Origin of the sequence: Bradyrhizobium erythrophlei, from assembly GCF_900129505.1 — a bacterium.
Lineage (GTDB): Bacteria > Pseudomonadota > Alphaproteobacteria > Rhizobiales > Xanthobacteraceae > Bradyrhizobium > Bradyrhizobium erythrophlei_D.
This window is the reverse complement of the sequence record NZ_LT670818.1, coordinates 5,305,257-5,327,309: the sequence shown is the minus strand read 5'-3', so window position 1 is coordinate 5,327,309 and position 22,053 is coordinate 5,305,257. Positions and strand designations below refer to the sequence as shown.

Annotated in this window: 15 protein-coding genes; 7 read left to right on the top strand and 8 right to left on the bottom strand. The window is 59.0% G+C overall.

Annotated elements, in window-relative coordinates; translation table 11 throughout:
- Positions 1-577 precede the first annotated feature (577 nt).
- The gene (locus tag B5525_RS24640; protein ID WP_079568323.1) at positions 578-1,165 is read left to right on the top strand and encodes a hypothetical protein; all 588 of its coding nucleotides are present in this window, start codon (positions 578-580) and stop codon (positions 1,163-1,165) included.
- A gap of 1 nt (position 1,166) precedes the next feature.
- Here B5525_RS24640 and B5525_RS45465 read toward each other — a convergent pair whose 3' ends face one another.
- Positions 1,167-1,343 carry a hypothetical protein gene (locus B5525_RS45465; protein ID WP_172899959.1) on the bottom strand — a complete coding sequence of 59 codons (177 nt, stop codon included), beginning with the start codon at positions 1,341-1,343 and terminating at the stop codon, positions 1,167-1,169.
- Between the two features lie 636 nt (positions 1,344-1,979).
- On the opposite strand from B5525_RS45465, the gene B5525_RS44360 reads away from it, so the two are divergent.
- The 3 genes from B5525_RS44360 to B5525_RS24625 all read left to right on the top strand — a co-directional run bounded on the left by B5525_RS44360 (position 1,980) and on the right by B5525_RS24625 (position 6,556).
- Entirely contained in the window at positions 1,980-3,554 is a 1,575-nt protein-coding gene (locus B5525_RS44360; RefSeq protein WP_154073406.1) for a hypothetical protein, read from the top strand.
- Positions 3,555-3,954: 400 nt separating this feature from the next.
- A complete protein-coding gene (locus tag B5525_RS24630; RefSeq protein WP_079568321.1) occupies positions 3,955-5,613 on the top strand; it encodes a hypothetical protein in 1,659 nt (552 codons plus the stop codon).
- Between the two features lie 118 nt (positions 5,614-5,731).
- Entirely contained in the window at positions 5,732-6,556 is an 825-nt protein-coding gene (locus B5525_RS24625; RefSeq protein WP_172899958.1) for a glycosyltransferase family 2 protein, read from the top strand.
- Positions 6,557-6,910: 354 nt separating this feature from the next.
- Here B5525_RS24625 and B5525_RS24620 read toward each other — a convergent pair whose 3' ends face one another.
- The 4 genes from B5525_RS24620 to B5525_RS24605 form a co-directional block, all read right to left on the bottom strand.
- Positions 6,911-7,804: an alpha/beta fold hydrolase gene (locus B5525_RS24620; protein ID WP_079568319.1), complete on the bottom strand. Its 894-nt coding sequence runs from the start codon at positions 7,802-7,804 to the stop codon at positions 6,911-6,913.
- 86 nt (positions 7,805-7,890) lie between these two features.
- Positions 7,891-9,510 (bottom strand): GNAT family N-acetyltransferase, encoded by a 1,620-nt coding sequence (locus B5525_RS24615; protein WP_244567568.1) that lies wholly within the window; start codon positions 9,508-9,510, stop codon positions 7,891-7,893.
- Between the two features lie 41 nt (positions 9,511-9,551).
- Complete coding sequence (locus tag B5525_RS24610; protein ID WP_244567567.1) at positions 9,552-10,157, bottom strand: response regulator transcription factor; 606 nt, start codon at positions 10,155-10,157, stop codon at positions 9,552-9,554.
- Between the two features lies 1 nt (position 10,158).
- Positions 10,159-11,241 (bottom strand): sensor histidine kinase, encoded by a 1,083-nt coding sequence (locus tag B5525_RS24605; RefSeq protein ID WP_079568317.1) that lies wholly within the window; start codon positions 11,239-11,241, stop codon positions 10,159-10,161.
- Positions 11,242-11,808: 567 nt separating this feature from the next.
- On the opposite strand from B5525_RS24605, the gene B5525_RS24600 reads away from it, so the two are divergent.
- The 3 genes from B5525_RS24600 (at position 11,809) to B5525_RS24590 (ending at position 19,161) form a co-directional block, all read left to right on the top strand.
- A complete protein-coding gene (locus B5525_RS24600; protein ID WP_079568316.1) occupies positions 11,809-13,443 on the top strand; it encodes a thiamine pyrophosphate-requiring protein in 1,635 nt (544 codons plus the stop codon).
- Between the two features lie 193 nt (positions 13,444-13,636).
- Positions 13,637-18,763, top strand: coding sequence for a GAF domain-containing protein (locus B5525_RS47555; protein WP_079568315.1), 5,127 nt, complete (start codon positions 13,637-13,639; stop codon positions 18,761-18,763).
- Positions 18,764-18,771: 8 nt separating this feature from the next.
- Positions 18,772-19,161, top strand: coding sequence for a response regulator (locus B5525_RS24590; RefSeq protein WP_079568314.1), 390 nt, complete (start codon positions 18,772-18,774; stop codon positions 19,159-19,161).
- A gap of 67 nt (positions 19,162-19,228) precedes the next feature.
- On the opposite strand, the gene B5525_RS24585 is transcribed toward B5525_RS24590, so the two are convergent.
- The 3 genes from B5525_RS24585 to B5525_RS24575 all read right to left on the bottom strand — a co-directional run bounded on the left by B5525_RS24585 (position 19,229) and on the right by B5525_RS24575 (position 21,801).
- Positions 19,229-19,450, bottom strand: a complete 222-nt coding sequence (locus tag B5525_RS24585; RefSeq protein WP_079568313.1) for a hypothetical protein — start codon at positions 19,448-19,450, stop codon at positions 19,229-19,231.
- A gap of 101 nt (positions 19,451-19,551) precedes the next feature.
- Entirely contained in the window at positions 19,552-21,129 is a 1,578-nt protein-coding gene (locus B5525_RS24580; protein ID WP_079568312.1) for an MDR family MFS transporter, read from the bottom strand.
- A 153-nt stretch (positions 21,130-21,282) separates the two neighbouring features.
- Positions 21,283-21,801: a YcgN family cysteine cluster protein gene (locus tag B5525_RS24575; protein ID WP_079568311.1), complete on the bottom strand. Its 519-nt coding sequence runs from the start codon at positions 21,799-21,801 to the stop codon at positions 21,283-21,285.
- Positions 21,802-22,053 lie beyond the last annotated feature (252 nt).

Sequence of the window (22,053 nt, the reverse complement as noted above, 5' to 3'; positions counted from 1 at the left end):
TAGCCTCTCGCCTCGTTCTGCGCGGAACGCCGTTGCCGGTTCCCCCGTGGTCTCCAGCGGGCGCGGTGACGTCGAACGGGAACTGGCGCCGGCGCGGCATTACTGAAATCACAAATGCAGCGAATGTTCTGGCGCGCAACTCGCGGCGAGCCTCCTGTGAGCGGCTTTGCATTTGGCGCGCGAGACTAACGACGAAGAAATAACTTAGGACTTCTTTCGTTGGAGAGGACGAACCAGGTTAACAGGCCATAGAAGCCGCCACTTGGCGCGATGCCCGACTTCTTCGACGGTTCGACCGTCAAAGCTTTGTGCCGGCGGTTCCAGAAGCGACCTGTGTCGCGCGCAAACCAACTTTTTAACGTTAACGGCGAACCTCGATCATCCGCACGTTTTCGGCAGTGAATAAAACGAGCTTCCCGCCGACCGTCCAGTATTAAGCTTGATGACCAAAGCGAGGGATACCAACTTGCGTATCTGAAATTTACACGTCTATTCTATTTTCAAGCGTGGAAGACAGTTCTGCGTAGATTTCTGCAATCATCTTCCATGGACACAGCAGGCAACAAGAGAGGGCGTTATGACACGGCACGGCAAAATCGCTACTAAGGTTGTCGTCTTCACGATTGCTTGGCTGGCATATGGTCCCGCCATGGCTTCGAGCTTTTTTGGCGAACTGCCTGTCGGATATTCGGACAGCGTATTTCAGCTCGGCGCAAACACCTCATCCCTTGTAATTAATATCAACGCTCTTGGCCCTCGCGATACGTCGTTATGCGGCAGCTGCAATAGCTCCTATTCTGACAATTATACCGTCAATTTATTCAATCAGGCAGGGGCTCTGCTGGAGTCGGTCAACGAGACCAACTATCTCTACTACAGCCTCTACAGCAGTTCTCACGGAATTGGTGCCGGGCCCATCGGACTTTCAGTTCCCGCCGACGCGACGACGCTCGAAATCGTGAGCAGGCTTTACATTGCGGGCTTGCTTGGCCCCGACGGGCATCCCCTGACCTTTGGCAATTTGTCCATTTATACCGATGGGTCGACCGTAGCCGCTACGCCGATTCCCGCCACTCTACCCCTGTTGGCTACAGGTTTGGCTGCGCTTGGACTACTTACTTTTTACAGACAGCGAAAGGCAGGCGCCAGTCTCGCTGCCGCCTAATTCAAACACGCCCCGTCTCCGAAACCTTGATGCTCCAGATTTTAACGGCGGCACGGAAGAAATGCGGCGCCGTCCCGGTCTGTGCCGTGATGCAAATTACATCGCCCGATGACAACGGGAATAGCCGGCGGTCTTTCCCTTCAGCGTCGGTCCGGTGGCCGGCTTCCGCCTTATCCAAGGCAATTCCCAAGCCAAATCGTCCGCTCGCAGCCGCTCGGCGAGTTCACATACGTTGAACCGTGACGGCAGCCAATTTCGCTCCTTGGGCCGTTTCCCCTGCTCTCCGCAGTCATTTTGTCGCCATCAACTGGGCAAATGCTTGATTTCGGGGCCTGCGTGTCGGCCTCGGCTCACCGCGCCGCGGCTCGGAATTAATCGCGTTGCTTTCGAATAGCCCAAGTAGGTGAGACTGCTCGCGGAGTTGTTGCAGCCATGCGGCCTCGGTCGAACTGGACGCCGGCAATCGTGTCAAATCGCGCTGATCGAACTGAGCGTGAAACTAATGTCAACGTAGGTGATGTCGCGACCCCGGGGCCCAGTTTTGCGGCATTGTATGTCGCATTCCTAGATAATCGCGACGGACTGTCAGCGGACACGTCGAACGCGTCAGATCCAACAATTCAGCGTCAGGCCGATCGTCGTTTTGCAATCGGCGTGGCGGTCGCGCTGGCTCTGCCCGTGCTGATAGGCTTGGGCGTTTACATTGCGATGACTGTTGCTTTAAGAGCGAGTTGATGGGGCATTTGCGTTCGCCCGTGCGGTAGATTTGAGGGGCTCGTGCCAGGGCCATTGTTGTATTCAATGGGTATTAGCGATGGTGGAAAAGCGAGAAATTGACGAAGGCCGACTGATAGATCAGACTTTGCGTTTGTTCCAAAATGCCATAGCAGAATCTGAGGCGGTTGCACCTCCTGCGCGGTTTGATTGCGCTGTTGAGGGGAAAGACTTGCGACTCTCAAAACCTCCGGAGAAACGAGCAGGCTCTTTGATCGGCGATATCGTTGCCTTTGCCAGGACTATCGCCGGTTTTGAATCTACCGCGGTTCAAACCGCACCTTCGTCGCAGCTGCCCGTTATTAATAGCGCCGCAGCGTCGCTGAGGCAGTCGGTTGGCAAGCAAATTTCCAGAAACGAGCTGTCGTTAGAAAGTCCCACCCAAGAGAAAACAGCCACCCCGATCGATCTCAATCATCCTCAGTCAGTTGCCAGAAATGCTATGGAAAGACCCGCTGGTGACGAGCGATTTGACCCGCGAGTTGATCAGCCACCATCGATGGTCGCGGTCGTCCCCATCGAATCGAAGGTGCCACCTTCGCTTAACACGGCCGACATCGGCGCAATTACCAAGCCGGCTTCAGTGGCGTGGCCTCCAGGACAACCGACCCGAGAGGGATCGCCCGTTGCGATCAAGAACGCGCACTCCCTCGTCGTCAACAAGGACGTTGTTTCTGCGCAAAAGCCGGTCCTGATCAAGCAGCTCCTCATTTCCGAGCCTACGATGGCTCAAATTCCCCGCCCCTCGTTGCAGCCCTGCCCCAAGCAGGGTCTGGAAAACCCGATTGTGAATGCCCCATCTGATTCCCTGGCCGATCAAGCGAAGTGGATGACTGCCGACGACAAACCCAACCCAGTTAAAGCAGTCTCCCCGTTTTCGGCTAATCATGCTGAAGCCGCCGGACCGTTGCGAAAGCCGATTGACGAACCCTCTCCCCCAGACATTTTGCCATCAGCACACCCGGTTCAGGGAGAGCCTGCTCTGTTCGACAACACACTTACTCTGGTCAAAAGCGTTGTCGTCTCTGAACGAAAAACGCTTCTCGTCAAAAGGATCTCTATTTCAGAATTCAGCGGGGTTGAGGCCACGTCACATTCGTTGCAATCGCCCGGTGACAAACCCGCTCTCGGAACTCCGACCGGAGCTCTGCAATCCGAAGCATTAGTCGATCATATGCCCTGTTTAACAGCAACCGCTCCTATCGGCGAAACCGATGTGATTGAAGCAGAGTCACCACCCAACATGGGTGGGACCGAACCGCTTCTACTGCAGCAACCAATTAATAAATCCGTTTCAAAAGAAGCGCTGCGCTCTTTGAAACGGTTGGCCCAAGTGGAACCACCTTCCCCTGATCGGGTGCACCCTACAGAGTTGGAGGGAGCGCCAGCCGCGCTGACAACGGAGAGCGCAGAGTCTTTACCGGAGCAGCCCCCTATCAGGCAGCTTTCGCCGGAAGAACGGCTGGACATAGAACTTGCCGACATCCGGAGACGTGTCGCCACCTTCAAGGAGCACCAGCAGCGTTTTCGACGTGAGCGAGAAGAATATTACGCGGCAACAACTTCAAAGGCCTGCAATAACACGACAGACGCCTCGGAACGGGGTGCGGGGTGATCAAACCTTCCGCAAGCACGCAACGGCCATTCGCGGCTATCCGCACGCGTGGATGGCAATCGTTGATGCAACCTCACGTCGAACGTCGCCGTCGACCGCAACTGTTGTCGCCGGATTGGATAGGTGTCCAGTATCCCGCCAAAGGCCCTTAGCGCAGCCGCGCCCGGGAACGTTTGGCCGGAATTAGCCCGCCCCAAACCGATAGGTCACGGATAGTCTGCGCCATAACTGCGAGCACCACCGATAAATTTGGCTACGCACGTGAAACCAACGATCCAATGGACTTAAAGCCTTTCGGAGGCCACCACTGTTTGCTACGCTGCTGGCAATTCCAAATATTTAACTATATTGGCAAGATTTGATTGTGACTTCAATTAATAAACGACCGCCGTTCGCGATTATGGCGATTCTGCTCGTGCTTGGCTTTATCGATGCCTGGGCAGGCAGAAGAAGCTACGTCGCCGGCGATACCGTCAGTTACATGGATATGGCGAGTGGGATAGCCGGCGGCGATCCCAGCTACGCCGTGAACGGACATTTCAGTCCTCTTTATCCGATTATTCTGTCTGTTTTTATTCGACCTTTTCAGTCGGATTCATTTCTCGAATTTTCGGTCGTCCGCGCCATTAATTATCTAATTTTCGTTGTCGCAATTTTACTGTTTCAAGCCTTCTTGTCGCGGTTCCTCGACCAATATTATCGGCAATTCGGCTCGACACCCGATTCGTCGCCGCCCATGTCGCGCTTTCAGTTCACCATCGTCTCCTACATCATATTTGGATGGAGCTTCTTTGGCTTGACTATGGTTTCCCGGGTCAACCCGGATATGTGCGTGATTGGGACGACGTTCGCCGCGGCGGCGATCTTACTTTCGTTCAAAGATGGTCGGGTTTCGCGCCTGCAGTTTATACTTTTTGGAGCGGTATTGGGCATTGGCTATCTGTTCAAAACCATCTTCTTCCCGCTGTCATTTATCTTTCTGATCGCGGCGGCGTTGGAGCCGCGGGTCTGGGCGGTCAAAGGGCGACTGTTATTGAGTGTGGCGACGTTTCTGTTGATCGCGTCGCCGCTGATCGCGGCTCTGTCCATGAAATACGATCATCTCACCTACGGGGAATCCGGCAAGTTATCTTATTGGACAGAAGTACTTCAGGAAAACCCGGGCTATGTTCACTGGCAAGGTGATCCGCCAAAATCCGGAGCCCCAGAACATCCAACTCGAAAAATTTTTCAGGATCCGGACGTCTACGAATTCGCTTCGCCAATAGTGTCGACTTATCCACCCTGGTTCGGCACGACCTATTGGAACGCGGGAGCCGCAGTACGATTTGACCTGCGAAAGCAAGCGGAGGCGGTTGCAAGAAACCTTGGAAAGTTGGCCAAACTTTTGTGGATGGTCGTCCCCCTAGTGGTCTTGCTGTTCGCATATAAGGGCCGCGTCTTGGGCTCAACTTTTCGCTATTTCAGATCGCTCTGGCTGGTTGGGATCGCAAACGTCGGAATATATCTCGTCGTGGTAATCGATGGACGCTATCTCGCTGGCTGCCTGCCCTTATTGGCAATCCTTTCGCTTGCCGCTGTTCGGGTTCGGAATTCGGCACGTAACGTTGGAACAGCACTCGTGGCGATTTTCACCGTTTGCGTAGCTCTTCAATGCGGCCCACGGTTGGCTCGAGCGACGGCCGTGCTGGTTCGCACGCACGGTGATATTCGCGACGAAAGGTGGCTCGTCGCGGAAGAGTTTCAAAAGTTAGGCGTGCAAGCGGGTACACCGGTTGCTGCGATTGATTATCAGCGGGGCTATCAATATTGGCCTCCAGCACTCATCAGCGACTGGGCCCGCCTGGCACGGGTCCATGTCGTGAGCGAAGTTGCCCAAACGAGTGATGAGCGGAAGCAATTTTGGCAGTCCTCGCCTGATCGACAAGCTCTAGTCCTCCGGGCGCTCCGAGGAACGGGGGCGCGTATCGTTGTTGCGAGCGGCGTGCCCGCAGGGGTAAGCACGACCGGTTGGACCCAAATTCAAAATTCCGGATACTACTATCAAATCCTTCAGTAACCGCGTCCGAGGTTCACATCAGCTGATGTGACCTTCGCGGGCTGTCTTCGGTAAGGTGCTTGTTTGAGATCTCGCGCTTCCGTAGGATTCCATAGCGCATCATACGAGGGGTCGGTACGTGTCCATCGATTTTTCTGTCATCATTCCGACCTTTCGCCGTCCGAGCGAGCTCATCGAAGCAATATCCAGCGTGCTTCAACAGCAAGGCGCGACCATCGAGGTCTTTGTGATCGATGACAGCCCTGAGGGATCCGCGGAAGCGGTGGCAAAGGGGCTTAGGGACCCCAGGGTAACCTATTTAAAAAATCCCAAGCCGACCGGGGGATTTCCCAGCGTGGTTCGGAATATCGGATGGCCCATGGCAAAGGGCACGTTCGTACACTTCCTGGATGACGACGACGTAGTCACCGAAGGACATTACGCAGCCGTCAAGGCGGCGTTTGCAGCGAATCCTGCCATCGGCCTCGTTTTTGGAGGAATCGCCCCCTTCGGCGTGGGACCGGCGTCACAGCTCGATTACGAAAGGCAGTACTTCGCCGATGCGGCGAGGAAAGCTGCCTTGAGTGGTCGATTTGGGCCCCGTATCGCGTTTACCGGGCGAATGCTATTCGACAAGACCCTGCTCGTTTGCAGTTCATCCGTCATCCGACGCGAATGCGCGGCACGGCTAAACGGCTTTGACCCGTCAATCCGCTTAATGGAGGATGCCGATTTTCACGTTCGCGCCATGCGGGAATGCGGTGCGCTTTTTCTAGACCGCACGGCGATCCGCTACCGTGTCGGTAGCCCCTCACTCATGCATTCACCCAATCCAACAGAAGCGCAAAAGCAAGGCGAACGTCTGGGACACCGGCAAATGCAAGCGAAGTACCGTAAGCAGCATGGAGCGCTGGAATTTTATGCTCTGGCGCTATTTACTCGAACCGTCCTCAGGATGTTTTGAACTATCGGTCAGCGTTTCCGCATCGCTAAATTTCTTAGCTCGCATCGGGAAATGTCTGGTGTCAATGCCGTCGCCCTGGCCGAAAGCCCACCTTATGGCAGACAATTTATATCGGCCCAGGCGCAGCGCGAATTCAATTCGCGTCATGGCTCCTCGTGTTCGTTTGCCTCAGCTTGCCCATGTACGAGTTCTGGCATGTAGGATTGGGGAAACACATCTCTCCGCGGTAGCCACCACGTGCGCGATCATTTTCGTGCAAGTCTCCCTCGTTCGAAGCGATCCGCGGGATCACCACAAGGCGGAATTCGGAGCCACCGCACTATCACGATGGGCAGCGATCGCCTTGCGAAGGGGTCAGGACACACCCGCAACCGGCAGCTGATTGCGATTCGGACCACAATCCAAATGGTCCGCAAGTCTGTCGGCAACGACACGTACGGAAGGTGTCGCCATCATATCAACGTGACTTCCCGGCACAACGTGAACTTCAACGCCCCCCATCGCACATGCGTCCCAACCCATCGATGGATCCCGATCATGTTCCGGCCCGCGATCTTGCACCCGAAAACAAACTACACCCTCCGGATAGCGCTTTGGAATGTACAAGTTCCACGCCCTCAAGAACCCCGGATCGTTGGCACGTAAATTTCCAGGCAACGGCCTTTTTGCCATTCGAAACCCGATCTTGATTGCGGGCATGAAGAACTTTCCAGCCCGGGAGACGATGAAGGCGAGCCCCCTGCCCATGAATGCCTTGATATCGCCCCGCACCAGGCTGAGGGCATATTTCTTGAGTCTATCGATCAGGTAAGCCTTGCGATACTGCATCGAATCGGCTCCCGAAAGATTCGATATCAAAGCAGGATTGGGCGCGTCCAGCAGCGCAACCAAGCTTGCCCTGTCGCCTTCATCGATTAACCGCATTGCCATTTCGTACGCCACGAGGCCACCGAAAGAGTATCCGCAAAGATAATAAGGCCCGCTCTTCTGAATCTTGCGAATTGCATCAAGGTAAAATGCCGCAAGCTGCTCGATGGAGAAATCCTCGTTCGTTTCGCAGAGCCATTCCATATCGATCGCATAGACGGGCTGGCCTTCTGGCAAAGCTGCAACCATCTCCCGAAATATATTGGGATTCCCGCCAGAGCCAGGAAAACAGAATAGAGGAGACCCGGCGCCGGATCTTCGAAAGGGCACGATCTGCGAGCGAGCAGCGGCTCCGATGGATCCGAAAATATCGTGGGTCATCTTTGGCTACCGAATCCTATTGCCTGGGCGATTACCAAATTGATTTGGTTCCATAGATCCATGACGGCTACCGACCTCTTCGGTTATCAGATGGCGATAGCCTCCAGCCGCCACAGATCCACCAAGGCTCCAACCACTGTCAGAAGCTCTGTCACCCTCACGAAGAGGTCAGGTCGGCGGCTAAGCAAATTATAGGCACGAGAGATCAGGCGCCCGCGCCGCGTTGGCGACATCAAGAGGGCGTCGTGAAACATGACTTCGCGGCCTCGCCACCGCAACTTGGATGGGTCCTTGCCTTTCGACAGGTTGACGACCTTCACACCGCGTTCGATGGCCCATTTGAAACATTCGCACATGAGCGTGGTCATGATGCTGTGCTTGCGCCACGCCAAGTCATAGCCTGAATAATAGAGATACAGTTCGTCGCCGAGCAGGAATGCCATTCGAGATGCGACGACGTTGCCGTCGACCTCGAGTTCAAATATCCGCACCTGGTCACGCCCTGCCATGAGCTGGGCTAACTCAACAATAAATGCGCGATGCGACGCTTTCGCGAAAAGGTCTCGATGCCTGGTCGCATACTTGAACTGAGCTCGCTCCGAATGCAACGCAAGGAGACGATCGAGCGAGGCCAGCATATCCTCGGGGCGCTCCACTGCACGAAAAGTGAAAGCATGGCCATCCCTTGCAAGGTTCTTGTAGCACTTGCGTATCGCTTCCTTCATATTGGTTGACAGGCCTGAACGAAATTTCTCCCAGCTATCTGGTAAGGGTACGAGATAGTAGGGCATATCCTTGAAGACATGCAGCAGGTTTCCGGGGCGATCGGCAGCAATCTTGCTTTGGCGGAGACCGGTCCAAACGAACACGTCCCACTTGTCTTTTCGATCATACAGATAGCTGGTAAGCGCCTGGATAACTTCCTGTTCGTCATGCTCCCGGCAAACTATGCAACGATGCTCGGTTATACTTCCGTCGCCCCCGCCGAAGAGTTGCACCAGACGCATCCGCAATGGACCGTAACCAGGTCTGTGGGTAATCACCATTGGAACGATCGCCACGAGCCGGCCGGCCTGGTCGCGCACGATTTGGGCAAAGAACTCTTGGCGGACCATCGATCGCACCTGCCGCAAGTGCTGCCACCAAAGCTTGGCCCAGAGTGGCGACGTAAAGGGAGTGCGCGGCGATACCTGTGCGTCCAGCGACTCCCATTCGGGGGTGATTTTATCGAGTGCGCCGGGGCCCTTCAGTTCCTCAATGCGCAGTGGCGCTTCGTAAGGCGTCCGCGCCGCATCAATCGGGTTTGAGGGCTCCAGATACCCGCGTCCAACTCCCGAGGGGTGAAGAGTGGCATTCGTAGACGGCGCAAGGGTCTGGGGCGCGTCGCGACTATCGCGCCGGGACGAAAGAGCCAGACGGACGCACGAAAGCAAATCCTTGTCACTAAAAGGCTTTGAAAGGTAGCCGGATACGCCGGACTCGAGCGCGCGAGTCCGGTCGCTATCCCGGGGAAAGGCCGTGATCACGATGGTGGGGATGCTTTTTCCTACCCTGAGCAGGTGATCATGAAGCTCGAGCCCAGACATGCCGGGCATCCGCACGTCCGCGACCACACAGAAAGCGTCGTCGACCCGACCGAATTTGAGGAATTCATCGGCATCTTTGAAAGCCTCGGCTACGAAACCCGCCGAGTTCAAAAGATCCATCGTACCTTCTCGTACAGACGAATCATCATCGATGATCGAGACTACAGGACTCGGCATTTGTGCCTCCAACCGAAAGTAGAAGCTAATGTCGCGGGCCGCCGAAGGCCACTGCGCCTATGCAAAGGGTCCCCAACCGAAGGAACTAGACAGGCCGCGATGTGCTTGTTCGGACGGCCGGTGACTACACGTGCGAAAACCTCACGTTCGCGCGGCGTCAATAGCTCGAAGCGTCGCCGCAGTTCCGAAACATGTTCCGATGTCTGGCGCCGCAAGCGGTCTCCCTCGATGCCGGCATTGACGGCGTCGAGCAGTGGTTGCTCGCGAAGCGGCTTTGTGAGGAACTCGATTGCTCCCGACTTCATCGCCATGACCGACATGGGAATGTCGCCATGACCGGTAATGAATATCACGGGTAGATGGACGTCGGCCTCGATCAGCACTTTCTGAAACTGGAGTCCGCTGGTGCCGGGCAATCTGACGTCGAGCACGATGCATCCGGGTGCATCGGGACGCGGGCCTTGGAGAAACTCCTGCGCGGATCCGAACGATATCACGGGCAAACCTACCGATTGAAGAAGATCTACGACGCCTTCACGCGCGGACGTGTCATCATCGACGACGAATACGAGGGGCTGTTCAATGCTCAAGTCACGCCACCCCTTCACGATAGTGCGGCAACATGAACTGAAAATTCGCGCCTCGGGGAACATTGCCCGAAGCCCACAGCCGCCCACCGTGGGCTTCGATGATGGAGCGGCTGATGGCGAGTCCCATGCCCATGCCTTCCGGCTTGGTGGTGTAGAAGGCGTTGAAGATGTCTTCCGTGCTCGTAGAATCGAACCCTGCGCCTGTGTCGCTGACGGTCACGAGCACCCCATCCGACGCACCTTGCTCCGCTCGCACCAACAGGTTTCGTGGGCCACTGCGTAGGGTCTTGATGGACTCGATGGCGTTGACGATTAAATTCAGGCAAACCTGCTGCAACTGGATCCGGTCCGCCCAGATGAGCGGCAAGCCATCGGCAAATTGTGTTTCGAGCCTGATATGATTCTGCTCAACCTCGCCGCGCGTCAGCACAATGACTTCGCGCAAAGCCTCTTTGACGCTCACCGCGGCCTTCTGGGGTGGAGTGTTTTTAGCAAGACCGCGGACGCGCTCGACGACCTTGCTTGCCCGGTCAGCATCCCTGATGATCCGATTGAGAGATTGATTTGCACGTTCGATATTGGGCGGTTGGCTTGCAAGCCAGCGCCGGCAGGCATCCCCACTGCTCGCCAACCCCGCCAATGGCTGGTTAAGCTCATGCGCGACGGAAGCGGTTAGTTCACCAAGAATCGCCACGCGGGCGAATCGCGCAAGTTCGCCACGGGTTTGCTGGAGTTCTTCCTCCGATATCCTGCGGATCTTGGCCGAAAGACCCGTGATGATCATCGAGGTTGTGAGAAAAGCAAGCAACGCTACCAAATCCTCCTGCTTCTCCACACGAAAGTCGAACAGCGGCGGACTGAAGAAGTAAACCAAACATCCTACGGCGGCGAGCGAGAGTATGACCGAACAGGCGTAGTTTCCCTCGGTGGACAGCACGACAACGACGACCAAAAGTAAGAATCCTGCCGTTGCGAAAACGACCCCTAACAACAAGCAGGCGTAGGCGAGCGCTACCAGCACGGCGATGCCGAAGAGACAAACGACTGTCGAAAACCAATACTTGGACCGCCATCTACGCATCATCGGAACGTGCCAATTATCTGGATCGGCGCGCGGGGGAATATATTGGTAATGGTTAACGTATATACTGCGCGCGATTATATATATTGCGAATAAATATGTGCACCCGGATATTTGCCAGATATTTCCGCCCGCTTCAAGCGAAGACTGAATTTCTCAGCCGCGCGGTCCGGCATTTTGCAAGGCGCTGAGGCTGCCGATGTGCCCATTCAGCAACCGTTAGAGTTCGAAATTGGCGTCACACACCAGCCGCGCTATTGCTGCGTGCAGATGATGGTCAAACCAAATCCCTGTCATTGCAGCGACGAAAGACTCTCGGTTGGGCAGCTTTTCGGATGTCGCGCGACGTCCAACTTCATTCTGTAATGCGTACCAAAGCCGACGTCCGCCAACGCCATGGACTTCTGAGTTCACGCCCTAAGTCAAACGCCGGGATTGCGCCAACGCCCCTGGATGCATATCAGAGCTTCCCGGGAGGGCGGTGCACACACTTTACCAATCGACGGATTCCTGTTCCAACTATCCATTAAAGGCCGAGCCCAACATCGGCCAATCCCGGGAGGAATCGGCATGAAACTCGGCGCAGCAATCGCGGAAATCATGAAGCGCGAGGGAATCGAAATTCTCTGCGGCTATCCGGTCAATCATCTCATCGAATACGCCGCCAACGCCGACATCCGCCCCGTCATGGTGCGGCAGGAGCGCATCGGCCTGCACATGGCGGACGCGATCTCGCGCGTCACGTCCGGGCGCAGCATCGGCGCGTTCTGCATGCAGCACGGCCCTGGCGCGGAAAATGCCATGGGCGGCGTGGCGCAATGTTACGGCGAATCCGTGCCCGTGCTGGTGCTGCCGATGGGCTATGCGCGGCGGCTGGCCAATATCGACCCGAACTTCAATTCCAGCCAGGCGATGAGGGCTTTTTCCAAGTCTTCCGAACCGATCAACCTCGCCTCCGAAGTCTGCAACATTTTCCGCCGCGCTTTCACGAAACTGAAAAACGGCCGCGGCGGACCTGTCATCGTCGAAATCCCGGCCGACATGTGGAACGAGGACGTGCCGGAGCCCCTGAATTACACGCCGGTGCTGCGCACCCGCTACGGCGCCGATCCCGTGCATGTGAAGGAAGCCGCCGCACTGTTGATGGCGGCCAGGCGGCCGGTGATCTATGCCGGCCAGGGCGTGCACTACGCCAGGGCGTGGCCGCAGCTGAAGCGGCTCGCCGAACGGCTGGCCATCCCGGTCACGTTAAGTCTGGGCGGCAAATCGTCCTTCCCCGAGACGCACCCGCTTTCGCTCGGCTCGGGCGGCCTGGCAATGCCGCGCGCGGTGCCGAAATTTCTGGGCGAAGCCGACGTGATTTTCGGCATCGGCTGCTCGTTCACGGAAACCTCGTTCGGGATCGCCATGCCGAGGGGCAAGACCATCATCCATTCGACTTTGGACCCCGCGCATCTCAACAAGGATGTCGAGGCCAGGATCGGGCTGGTCGGCGATGCCGGGCTGGTGCTCGACGCGCTGCTGGAAGAGATCGGCAAGAGCGTGACATCGGACCGTGACTCGTCCGCCGTCGCCGCCGAGATCGCGGCTTCGCACGAGGAGTGGCTCGCAAAATGGATGCCGAAGCTGACCCACAACGACGCGCCTCTTAATCCCTATCGCGTGCTCTGGGATTTGCAGCACACCGTCGACATCAAGAACACCATCATCACCCATGATGCCGGCAGCCCGCGCGACCAGCTGTCGCCGTTCTGGAAGTCGGTCGAGCCGCTGTCCTATATCGGCTGGGGCAAGACCACCCAGCTCGGTTACGGGCTCGGACTCGCCATGGGCGCAAAGCTCGCCAAACCGGACAAACTCTGCATCAACGTCTGGGGCGATGCCGCGATCGGTTTTACGGGCATGGATTTCGAGACGGCGGTGCGCGAACGGATCCCGATCATGTCGATCCTGCTCAACAATTTCAGCATGGCGATCGAATTGAAGGTGATGCCGATTTCGACCGAGAAATATCGCTCGACCGACATTTCGGGCGACTATGCCGCGATGGCGCGGGCGTTCGGCGGCTATGGCGAGCGGGTGATGAAGCCGGAAGACATCATCCCCGCGATTAAGCGCGGCATCCAGAAGACCAGGGAAGGCATCCCGGTTTTGCTGGAGTTCATCACCTCCAAGGAAACCGAGGTTTCCAGGCCCGGGACCTGAGCCCGACTGATTTTTCCGCTTAACCGCGACCAAAGATGGCGCTGGCCGGGAACCGCCCGGGATGGAATACTCGGATACTATTTTGTCGGATTTGCCGGCCGGCCCTTGGTCGGCCCCTCCATCAGGCTCTGGTCGGGCCTATTTTGTTGGTTGGGCGCGGTGCCTCCAGGTCCGCGCGAACGGATTTAAGTGAATGACCGCGCCTCGCCCGGAAGTGCCGGCCGATCTCAGCGAGCAGAATGCCTGGCTGCAGGCTGAACTGCGTGCCGCCCGGGATCGGCAGGCCGCCAGCGCCGACATCCTGCGCGCGATCGGTAACGCCTCGGGCGACGCCGAACAGGCGCTGTATCGCATCGCTGGGACGACCAAGCGCCTCTTCGAGGCATTCAGCGTAACTATCTTTGTCGCTGATGGTGACCGGTGGGAGCAGATCATCCACGACGGTGCAAGCTCGCGACGGATTGGCGCCGAAGTCCCGGTTGCCCAGCTCCGGATCGGGAGTCATAGTCTGCCCGGCGCAGTCTTCAGCGAAAACCGGCAGATCCATCTCCCCGACATCGACAATGTCGATCCGGCAATAGCCGACTGGCCCGGCCTGCGGCCAGCACGCGGCGCGGGCACGCGTACGCTTTCCGGAACGCCACTGCGCCATGGAGGCCGTGCGATCGGCGTTCTCATCGCGCATCGCGACCGGCTTGCTCCATTCACCGTCGAGGAGCTTAGCCTGCTGCAAACCTTTGCAGACCAGGCAGCGATCGCCATCGAGAACGCGCGGCTGTTCAACGAGACAAGGAAAGCGCTGGCGCGCCAAACCGCGACGTCCGAGATCCTGCGCGTGATCAACAATTCCGGCGGCAATCTCACTCCGGTGTTCGAATGTATCCTGCAACATGCCCATGATCTCTGCGGAGCGCCCTGCGGAAGTCTGCAACTGTACGAACACGACCGTGTCGTTCCCGTCGCCATTCGCGGCATGACACCTGCTTTTGCCGAGTTTCTCCGCGGCGGGTATCCGATGACGGAGGGCATTCGGGAAGGCTTGTTCGCAGATTGCCCTTCCCAGCACATCGACCTGGCCGAATTTCTCCGACATCGCGCCGATGAACCCTCCCTCCGCGCCGCGGTCGAACTCGGCGGCATCGGCACCATGGTCACGATACCGCTGGCGAAAAACGGCATTACGTTCGGGCGCATTGTGGCGGCACGCCGGGAGGTACGCGCGTTCACCGACGAGCAGATCGCCCTGCTTCAGGGATTTGCCGAACAGGCCGTCATCGCCATCGAAAATGCGCGGCTGTTCAACGAAACGAAGGAATCGCTGGCGCGGGAGACCGCGACTTCCGAGATATTGCGCGTCGTCAGCCAATCGCCGACCGATGTGCAGCCGGTGTTCGACGCCATCGTGCTGACCGCCGTGCGACTGCTCCGATGCGACAACTCGTTCATCCTGCGCTGCGACGGCGCTACCTATACGGCCGTCGCCGCGGCGGGCCCGGACGGTCCGCGCAAGGTCCTCAACCCCAAGCCGGCGCCGATCGATCCAGACGTCAACTTCCCGTCGCGTGCCATCGTCTCTCGCAGAAACCTGCATCTGCCGGACTGGTCGGCGATCGAGCTGCCCGAATACGAGCGCAACTACCATGAGCAACGCGGCTTCAATTCGGCGCTGTACCTGCCGCTGCTGCGCGATGGCGACTGCATCGGCCTGCTCGGATTCGCCGGCAAGCGCGCCAATACTTTCGGCGACAGCGAAATCGCGCTGGCCGAATCCTTTCGCGACCAGGCCCTGATCGCGATCGAGAACACACGGCTGTTCAACGAGACCAAGGAAGCCCTGGAGCGGCAGACCGCCGTCGGCGATGTCCTCAAGACGATCAGCCGATCGACTTTCGATTTGCAGCGCGTACTGGACACATTGGTCCAAACCGCGGCGCGGCTGTGTGACGCGGAGATGGCCTTCATCATGCGCCGCGACGGCGACGTGTATCGGGCCGGCGCCGCCGTCGGCTTCTCCGGGGAATACGTCGAATTTCTCAACCGACATCCACTCGCCGTGGACAGGGGCACCATCACAGGCCGCGCCGTACTCGAACGGCATACGGTGCAAATCCTCGACGTAGCGGCGGACCCCGAATATACGCTTCACGAGGCAACTTCGCTCGCAGATCAGCGCACCGCCCTCTGCGTGCCGTTGTTGCGCGAAAACGAACCGATCGGAACCATCGTGCTCGCGCGCCGGCGCGTACAGCCGTTCACCCCCAAACAGGTCGAACTCGTCACGACTTTCGCCGACCAGGCGGTGATCGCGATCGAGAATGTGCGGCTGTTCAACGAGACGCGGGAGGCACTGGAGCGGCAGACCGCGACGTCCGACATTCTGAAGGTTATCGCCGGCTCGCCGTCGAACGTGCAGCCGGTGTTCGATGTGATCGTCGAACGCGCGGTCCGGTTGTGCGGGGGACGCATGGGCCGGGTTTATCGCTACGATGATGGCATTATTCACCTGGTTGCGGGGCACGGTTTGAGTGCGCCCGGTCTCAGCACCGTGCAGCAGGTGTTTCCCAGGCCGGCCGCGGACGACACGACCGCGGGACGCGCCATCCTGTCGCGGCGGCCCTACTTTGTCACCGACATCAAAACCGACGGGTCCGTGCCAGCGCTGTCGCGGCAAATGATCGAAGCGCTGGGCACGCGCAGCCAGGTGACCGTGCCGATGTTGCGCAGCGGAGAGCCGATCGGGGCGATCACGATTGGCTGGGCCGACCCTGGCGCCTATAGCGACCAACAGGTCGCGTTGCTCCGGACCTTTGCGGATCAGGCTGTCATCGCGATCGAGAACGTCCGGCTGTTCAACGAAACCAGAGAGGCGCTGGAGCGGCAGACCGCTACGGCGGATATCCTGAAGGTCATCGCCAGTTCGCCATCGGACGTGCAGCCGGTCTTCGAGGCCATAGCAGCCAGCGCCAACAGGCTGATCGGCGGCTTCTCGAGCACCGTCTTCCGCTTCATCGATGGCATCGCTTACCTCAAGGCGTTCACACCAACCACCCCCGCCGCGGATGAAATATTGAAGGCCACCTTTCCGCGGCCCGTTGGCGATTTCCCGCCGTTTCAAATGGCGCAAGCCGGCGAGGTCACGCAAATCCCCGACACCGAAGCCCTGTCGGACGAAATTCTGGGCATCTCGCGGGCGCGCGGCTTCCGCAGCATGTTGTTCGCACCGCTGATAAATGATGGCGTGTCGATCGGCTTCATTGCGGTGACACGCGTTCAGCCCGGCAGTTTCGCCGACCACCATGTCCAGTTGCTGCGGACCTTTGCCGACCAGGCGGTGATCGCCATCGAAAATGCACGATTGTTCGAGGAGGTTCAGGCGCGGACGCAGGAACTTACGGTGTCGCTGGAGCAGCAAACCGCGACCTCGGAGGTCCTGAGCGTCATCAGCAGTTCTGAAGGCGACCTGGTGCCGGTATTCGACGCGATGCTAGGCAAGGCGATGCAGCTTTGCGGGGCCGATTTCGGCGTGCTCAACACTTTTGATGGCAAGCTGTTCCATACCGCTGCCACGCGCGGGCTGCCTCCGGTCTACGATGAATACCGGCGGAGCCAGCCGCTGGAATACGGTCCGGAAACGGCTCCGGCACGCCTGCTGCAAGGCGAGCCAATCGTCGAGATTTTCGATCTCAAGGAGTCGGGGGCCTATCGCAAAGGCGAGCCCAATCGCCGCGCTCTGGTTGATCTCGGGGGCGCGCGCAGCCTGTTGGCCGTCCCCCTGCTCCGGGACGAAGCCGTCGTCGGCAATGTGATGATTTTCCGGCAGGAGCCGCTGCGCTTCTCGGAGAAGCAGATATCGCTGCTGAAGCAGTTCGCGGCTCAGGCCGTCATCGCCATCGAGAACACAAGGTTGCTTCGCGAGCTGCGCGCGAGCACCGAGGATTTGCAAGAGTCGCTGCAACAGCAGACCGCGACCGCCGACGTGCTCAAGGTGATCAGCCGCTCGGCGTTTGACCTGCAAACGGTGCTCGACACCCTTGTCGAATCGGCGGCACGACTGTGCGAGGCGGACATGGCGGCCATCACGCGCCAGAAAGGCGATGAATATTTTCGCGCAGGCTCGTACGGCTTCACGTCGGAATTTATGGATTACGTGAAGAACATTCCCGTCAGGCCAGAACAGGCGACTATCACCGGACGGACCCTGCTTGAGGGAAAGGTGATCCATGTTCCGGACGTGCATGCCGACCCCGACTACACTTTCACAAAAGCCCAGAAGCTAAGCGGCGACCCCCGCACGTTTCTTGGCGTACCTCTTCTGCGCGAGGGCAATCCGGTTGGGGCACTGGTGCTGCTGCGAAAGACGATGCAACCGTTTACCGACAAGCAGATCGAACTGGTTACGACCTTTGCCGATCAGGCGGTGATCGCGATCGAAAACGTCCGTCTGTTCGATGAAGTGCAGCAACGCACAAAGGAGCTCGCCGCCTCTCTCGACGAACTGCGCACCGCGCAGGATCGCCTGGTGCAGACCGAGAAACTGGCCTCGCTCGGCCAGCTCACGGCCGGCATCGCCCATGAAATCAAGAATCCGCTGAACTTCGTCAACAACTTTGCGGCGCTGTCGGCGGAACTCACCGACGAACTGAAGGACGTCCTCGCTTCCGCCTCGCTCACCGGCAAGATCCGGGAAGAGGTCGAGGAATTGACGCAAATGCTGAAGGACAATCTCGAACGGGTGGTCCAGCACGGCAAGCGCGCCGACTCCATCGTCAAGAACATGCTGCTGCATTCGCGCGAAGGCTCCGGCGAGCATCGGCCCGCCGATATCAACGCGCTGCTCGACGAGAGCCTCAACCTCGCCTATCACGGCGCGCGCGCCGAAAAGCCGCAGTTCAACGTCACTCTGCAGCGGGATTTCGACCAGATGGCGGGCACGATCGAATTGTTCCCGCAGGAGATCACCCGCGTCTTGCTGAATTTGATCTCCAACGGCTTCTATGCCGTCACCAAGCGCAAGACGGAAGATCGCGATCCAGCCTTCGAGCCGATGCTCAGCGCAGCCACCAGAGATCTCGGCGATACCGTGGAAATCCGCATCCGCGACAACGGTATCGGCATCCCGGCCGAGGTGAAGGAAAAGATGTTCAATCCGTTCTTCACGACCAAGCCGGCCGGCGAAGGAACCGGGCTCGGTCTCTCGATGAGCCACGACATCATCGTGAAACAACACGGTGGCAGGATCGACGTCGAAACCGAACCCGGCGAGTTCACCGAGTTTCGGATCGTGCTGCCGCGGACGAGCCGACTTTCAGACAAGGAGTGAGGTCAGACGTGAGCGTTTTGGTTCTTGTGGTCGACGACGAGCCGGATGTCGAGGCGCTGTTCCGCCAGCAATTCCGCCGGGATTTGCGCGCGCAGCGTTTCGTGATGGACTTCGCGATTTCGGCGGCGGACGCGCTGGCGCGGATTGCCAATACCATCGAGCAGTCGCTGATCCTGATCCTGTCGGACATCAACATGCCCGGCATGACCGGGCTGGAAATGCTCCCCAAGGTCAAGGAGATCCGGCCCGACGTTCCCGTCATCATGATCACCGCCTATGGCGATCCCGATACCAGGCGCAAGGCGCTCGAAAGCGGCGCCAGCGGGCTGCTGACCAAGCCGATCGACTTCACCCTGCTGCGGGAAGAAATCGATACGCGTGTACAGCAGGCCGGTTGAGCCGTTTTTTATTGGAGCATGATCTTTTCGGAAAACCGGAGTCCACTTTTCCGGATCATGCTCGAACCTACGGCTTGAAGAACGCGGGATCGTTGAGCGCCTTGATCATGGTGTCGACCATGTCGGCGGCGGCATGTTCCTCGCGTTCCTCCAGCAGCTCCCACATCTTGCGCAAATTGGCGCGCATCGGCGCCTTCAGCGAAGGATCGCGTTCGATCAGGGTCCGCGCGATGCAAAAGGCGATGCCTTCGGTGCCCATCCTGGTCTGCTCGATGGTGGGTTTGCTCATGACCGGCTCCTTGTCGATTTCAATGGCTGACTTGCTGGCGCCGCCTTTAGATCAAATCGCGGCGCAGGGATAGCCAAAGCGTTGCGCGCAGGGCCGCCGCGCTACTCCGCCATCGCCACCGGCTTCGGCGGGCCGGCCAGCGGCTTTTCTTCCATCAGGATCATGCACAGCGCCGCGCAGGCGATCATCGCGGTGGCGGCGCCGAACACGTAGCGGAAGGCGATGATCATGTCGGCGGCAGGAATCGAATTCACCGGTCCCCGATGCTCGCCGACCAGCGAGATATCCGCGCCCAGCGCCATCAACAGGATGGCGCTAAACGCCGCCACCGTGAAGGAGGCCATCAGCGCTCGAAAGAAATTCAGGGCACCCGTGATGGTGCCGACCTGGGAGCGCGCGACCGAATTCTGGATCGAAACCACGCTGACCGGAAATGCCGTGCCGAGGCCGAGCGCGAATCCTGATTGCAGCGCCAATAGCGCCCACAGCGGCAGCACCGTCGTCGTGAGCGCTATCCCCATCAGGGTCGCGCAGGAGGTGCCGATGATCGCCACCCGCTTGTAGTGCTTGACCCGGGCCATGGTCCGGCCGGCCAACGCCGCGCCAAAAGTCGAAATGGCGGCCAGAGGGATCAGCCCGAGTCCGGCCTCGCTGGCGCTGAGGTGATAGACGACCTCGTAATACAGCGGCAGGTGCACGGTCAGCCCCAGCATCGCACCCAGCGCGAAGCCGCCGGCGAGCATCGCGTAGGGCACCACCGTCCCGCCCAACAGCGACAGCGGCAGGAACGGCTCGTCGGCCTTCCCGGACTGCCATACAAAGGCCAGCGCGAGCGCCACCGACGCCCCCACCATCGCCATGATCGTCGGCGACAGCCACAAATAGCGGTTGCCGCCCCAGGTCAGCACCAGCATGAAGACGACCGCGGAGGCCATCAGCAGCACGCCGCCAAGCCAGTCGATCCTGCGCCGGCGGTGGAATACCGGGATCTTGGCCATCTTCGGCAGCAGCATCGCCAGCGAGGCAATCCCGAGCGGCACGTTGATCCAGAAGATCATCGACCAGTGCAGATGCTCGGCGAACAGGCCGCCGAGGACGGGTCCGCCGATCCCAGCAGCCATCCAGACGCCGCTGAAATAGGCTTGGTACTGGCCGCGCTCGCGCGGGCTGACCACATCGGAAATCACGGTCTGCACGATCGGCATGATGCCGCCGCCGCCGAGCCCCTGCAGGCCGCGTGCAAGAATCAAAACCGGCATGTTCGGCGCCAGCGCGCACAGGATCGAGCCGGCGATGAACAGGCTGAGCGCGGTGATGATCATGGCGCGGCGGCCGTAGATGTCGCTGAGCGTACCGAATACCGGCGCCACCGCGGTCGAAGCCAGCAGATAGGCCGTGATCACCCAGGACAGATTGGAGACATCGCCGAACTGCCGGCCGATGGTCGGCAGCGCGGTCGCCACGATGGTCTGGTCGAGCGCGGCCAGGAACATCGTCAGCAACAGGCTCATCAGGATGGTGCGGACCTCGCTTGGGGTCAGCGGCGCCTTGGGCGCGATCGGCGGCGCATCGCCGATTTCCAGCACCTCTGTGGGGATTTTCGACAACTCGCCGGCGATGGCTTCCGGCAACACCTGTTGGTCGGCCGGGTCACGGCTCTGCCGTTCGAACTTGTTCATGCGGGTGTATTTTTGTCGGCTGCGCGGGAGGGAAGCTCGCGTGGAATCGCTATTCGTGACCGACTTTAGGCCGCAAATCCCAACCACGGCAGCGGGTTACATGCATGGGTGCATCCCGCGCCGTGACAATCGCAATCGCGTGATCGGCTTTTCTTACGATTGCGGCCGCTTCTTCAGCCGCGCGCGCTTGGGCAACAGCGCCGGCCATTGCACGATGTGGTCTTCGAGATCGGCGTCCGCGATCTCGTTTTCCGTTCCCTGCACCCGTCCGCGCACGGAAACGCCCGCTTCATGCACGGTGTCAGGATCTCCCGATACCAGCGGGTGCCACCAATAGAGATCGCGGCCTTCGGCGACGAGCTTGTAGCCGCAGCTCGGCGGCAGCCAGTTCAGGGTGCGGACGTTTTCGGGCGTCAGCCTGACGCAGTCCGGAACCTTGTCGGAGCGGTTCCCGTAGTCCTTGCAAGCACATAGCCCCGCATCCAGAAGCTTGCAGGAAACGTGGGTGAAATAGATCTTGCCGGTATCCTCGTCCTCGAGCTTTTCCAGGCAGCAGCGCGCGCAGCCGTCGCACAGGCTTTCCCATTCGGCGTTGGACATCTCCTCCAACGTCTTGGTTTTCCAAAAGAATCCCTCTTGACCCGAGGGCGGCGGCTTGGGTCGGGCGGTCATGTATCCCAGCGATTCCGGCGGTTTCGGCTAGCGTCCCTTCTAGGGGCTGCCATGGCAAAGGTGCAAGTGGGGCGGCGGCATTGAAATAAAAGCCCGGGACAGCGTTAGTGCTGCCGATCAAAATCGCGAGCCCGACCATTGGTTTATGGCCTCCGCTCGGTTAGAACACAAGCCGAGTCCCCATTGGCGCAAGCGCGCCTTGGGTTTGCCGCAACATTCCCGCAAGACGTCTCGACGGGCGCCCCCGCCGGG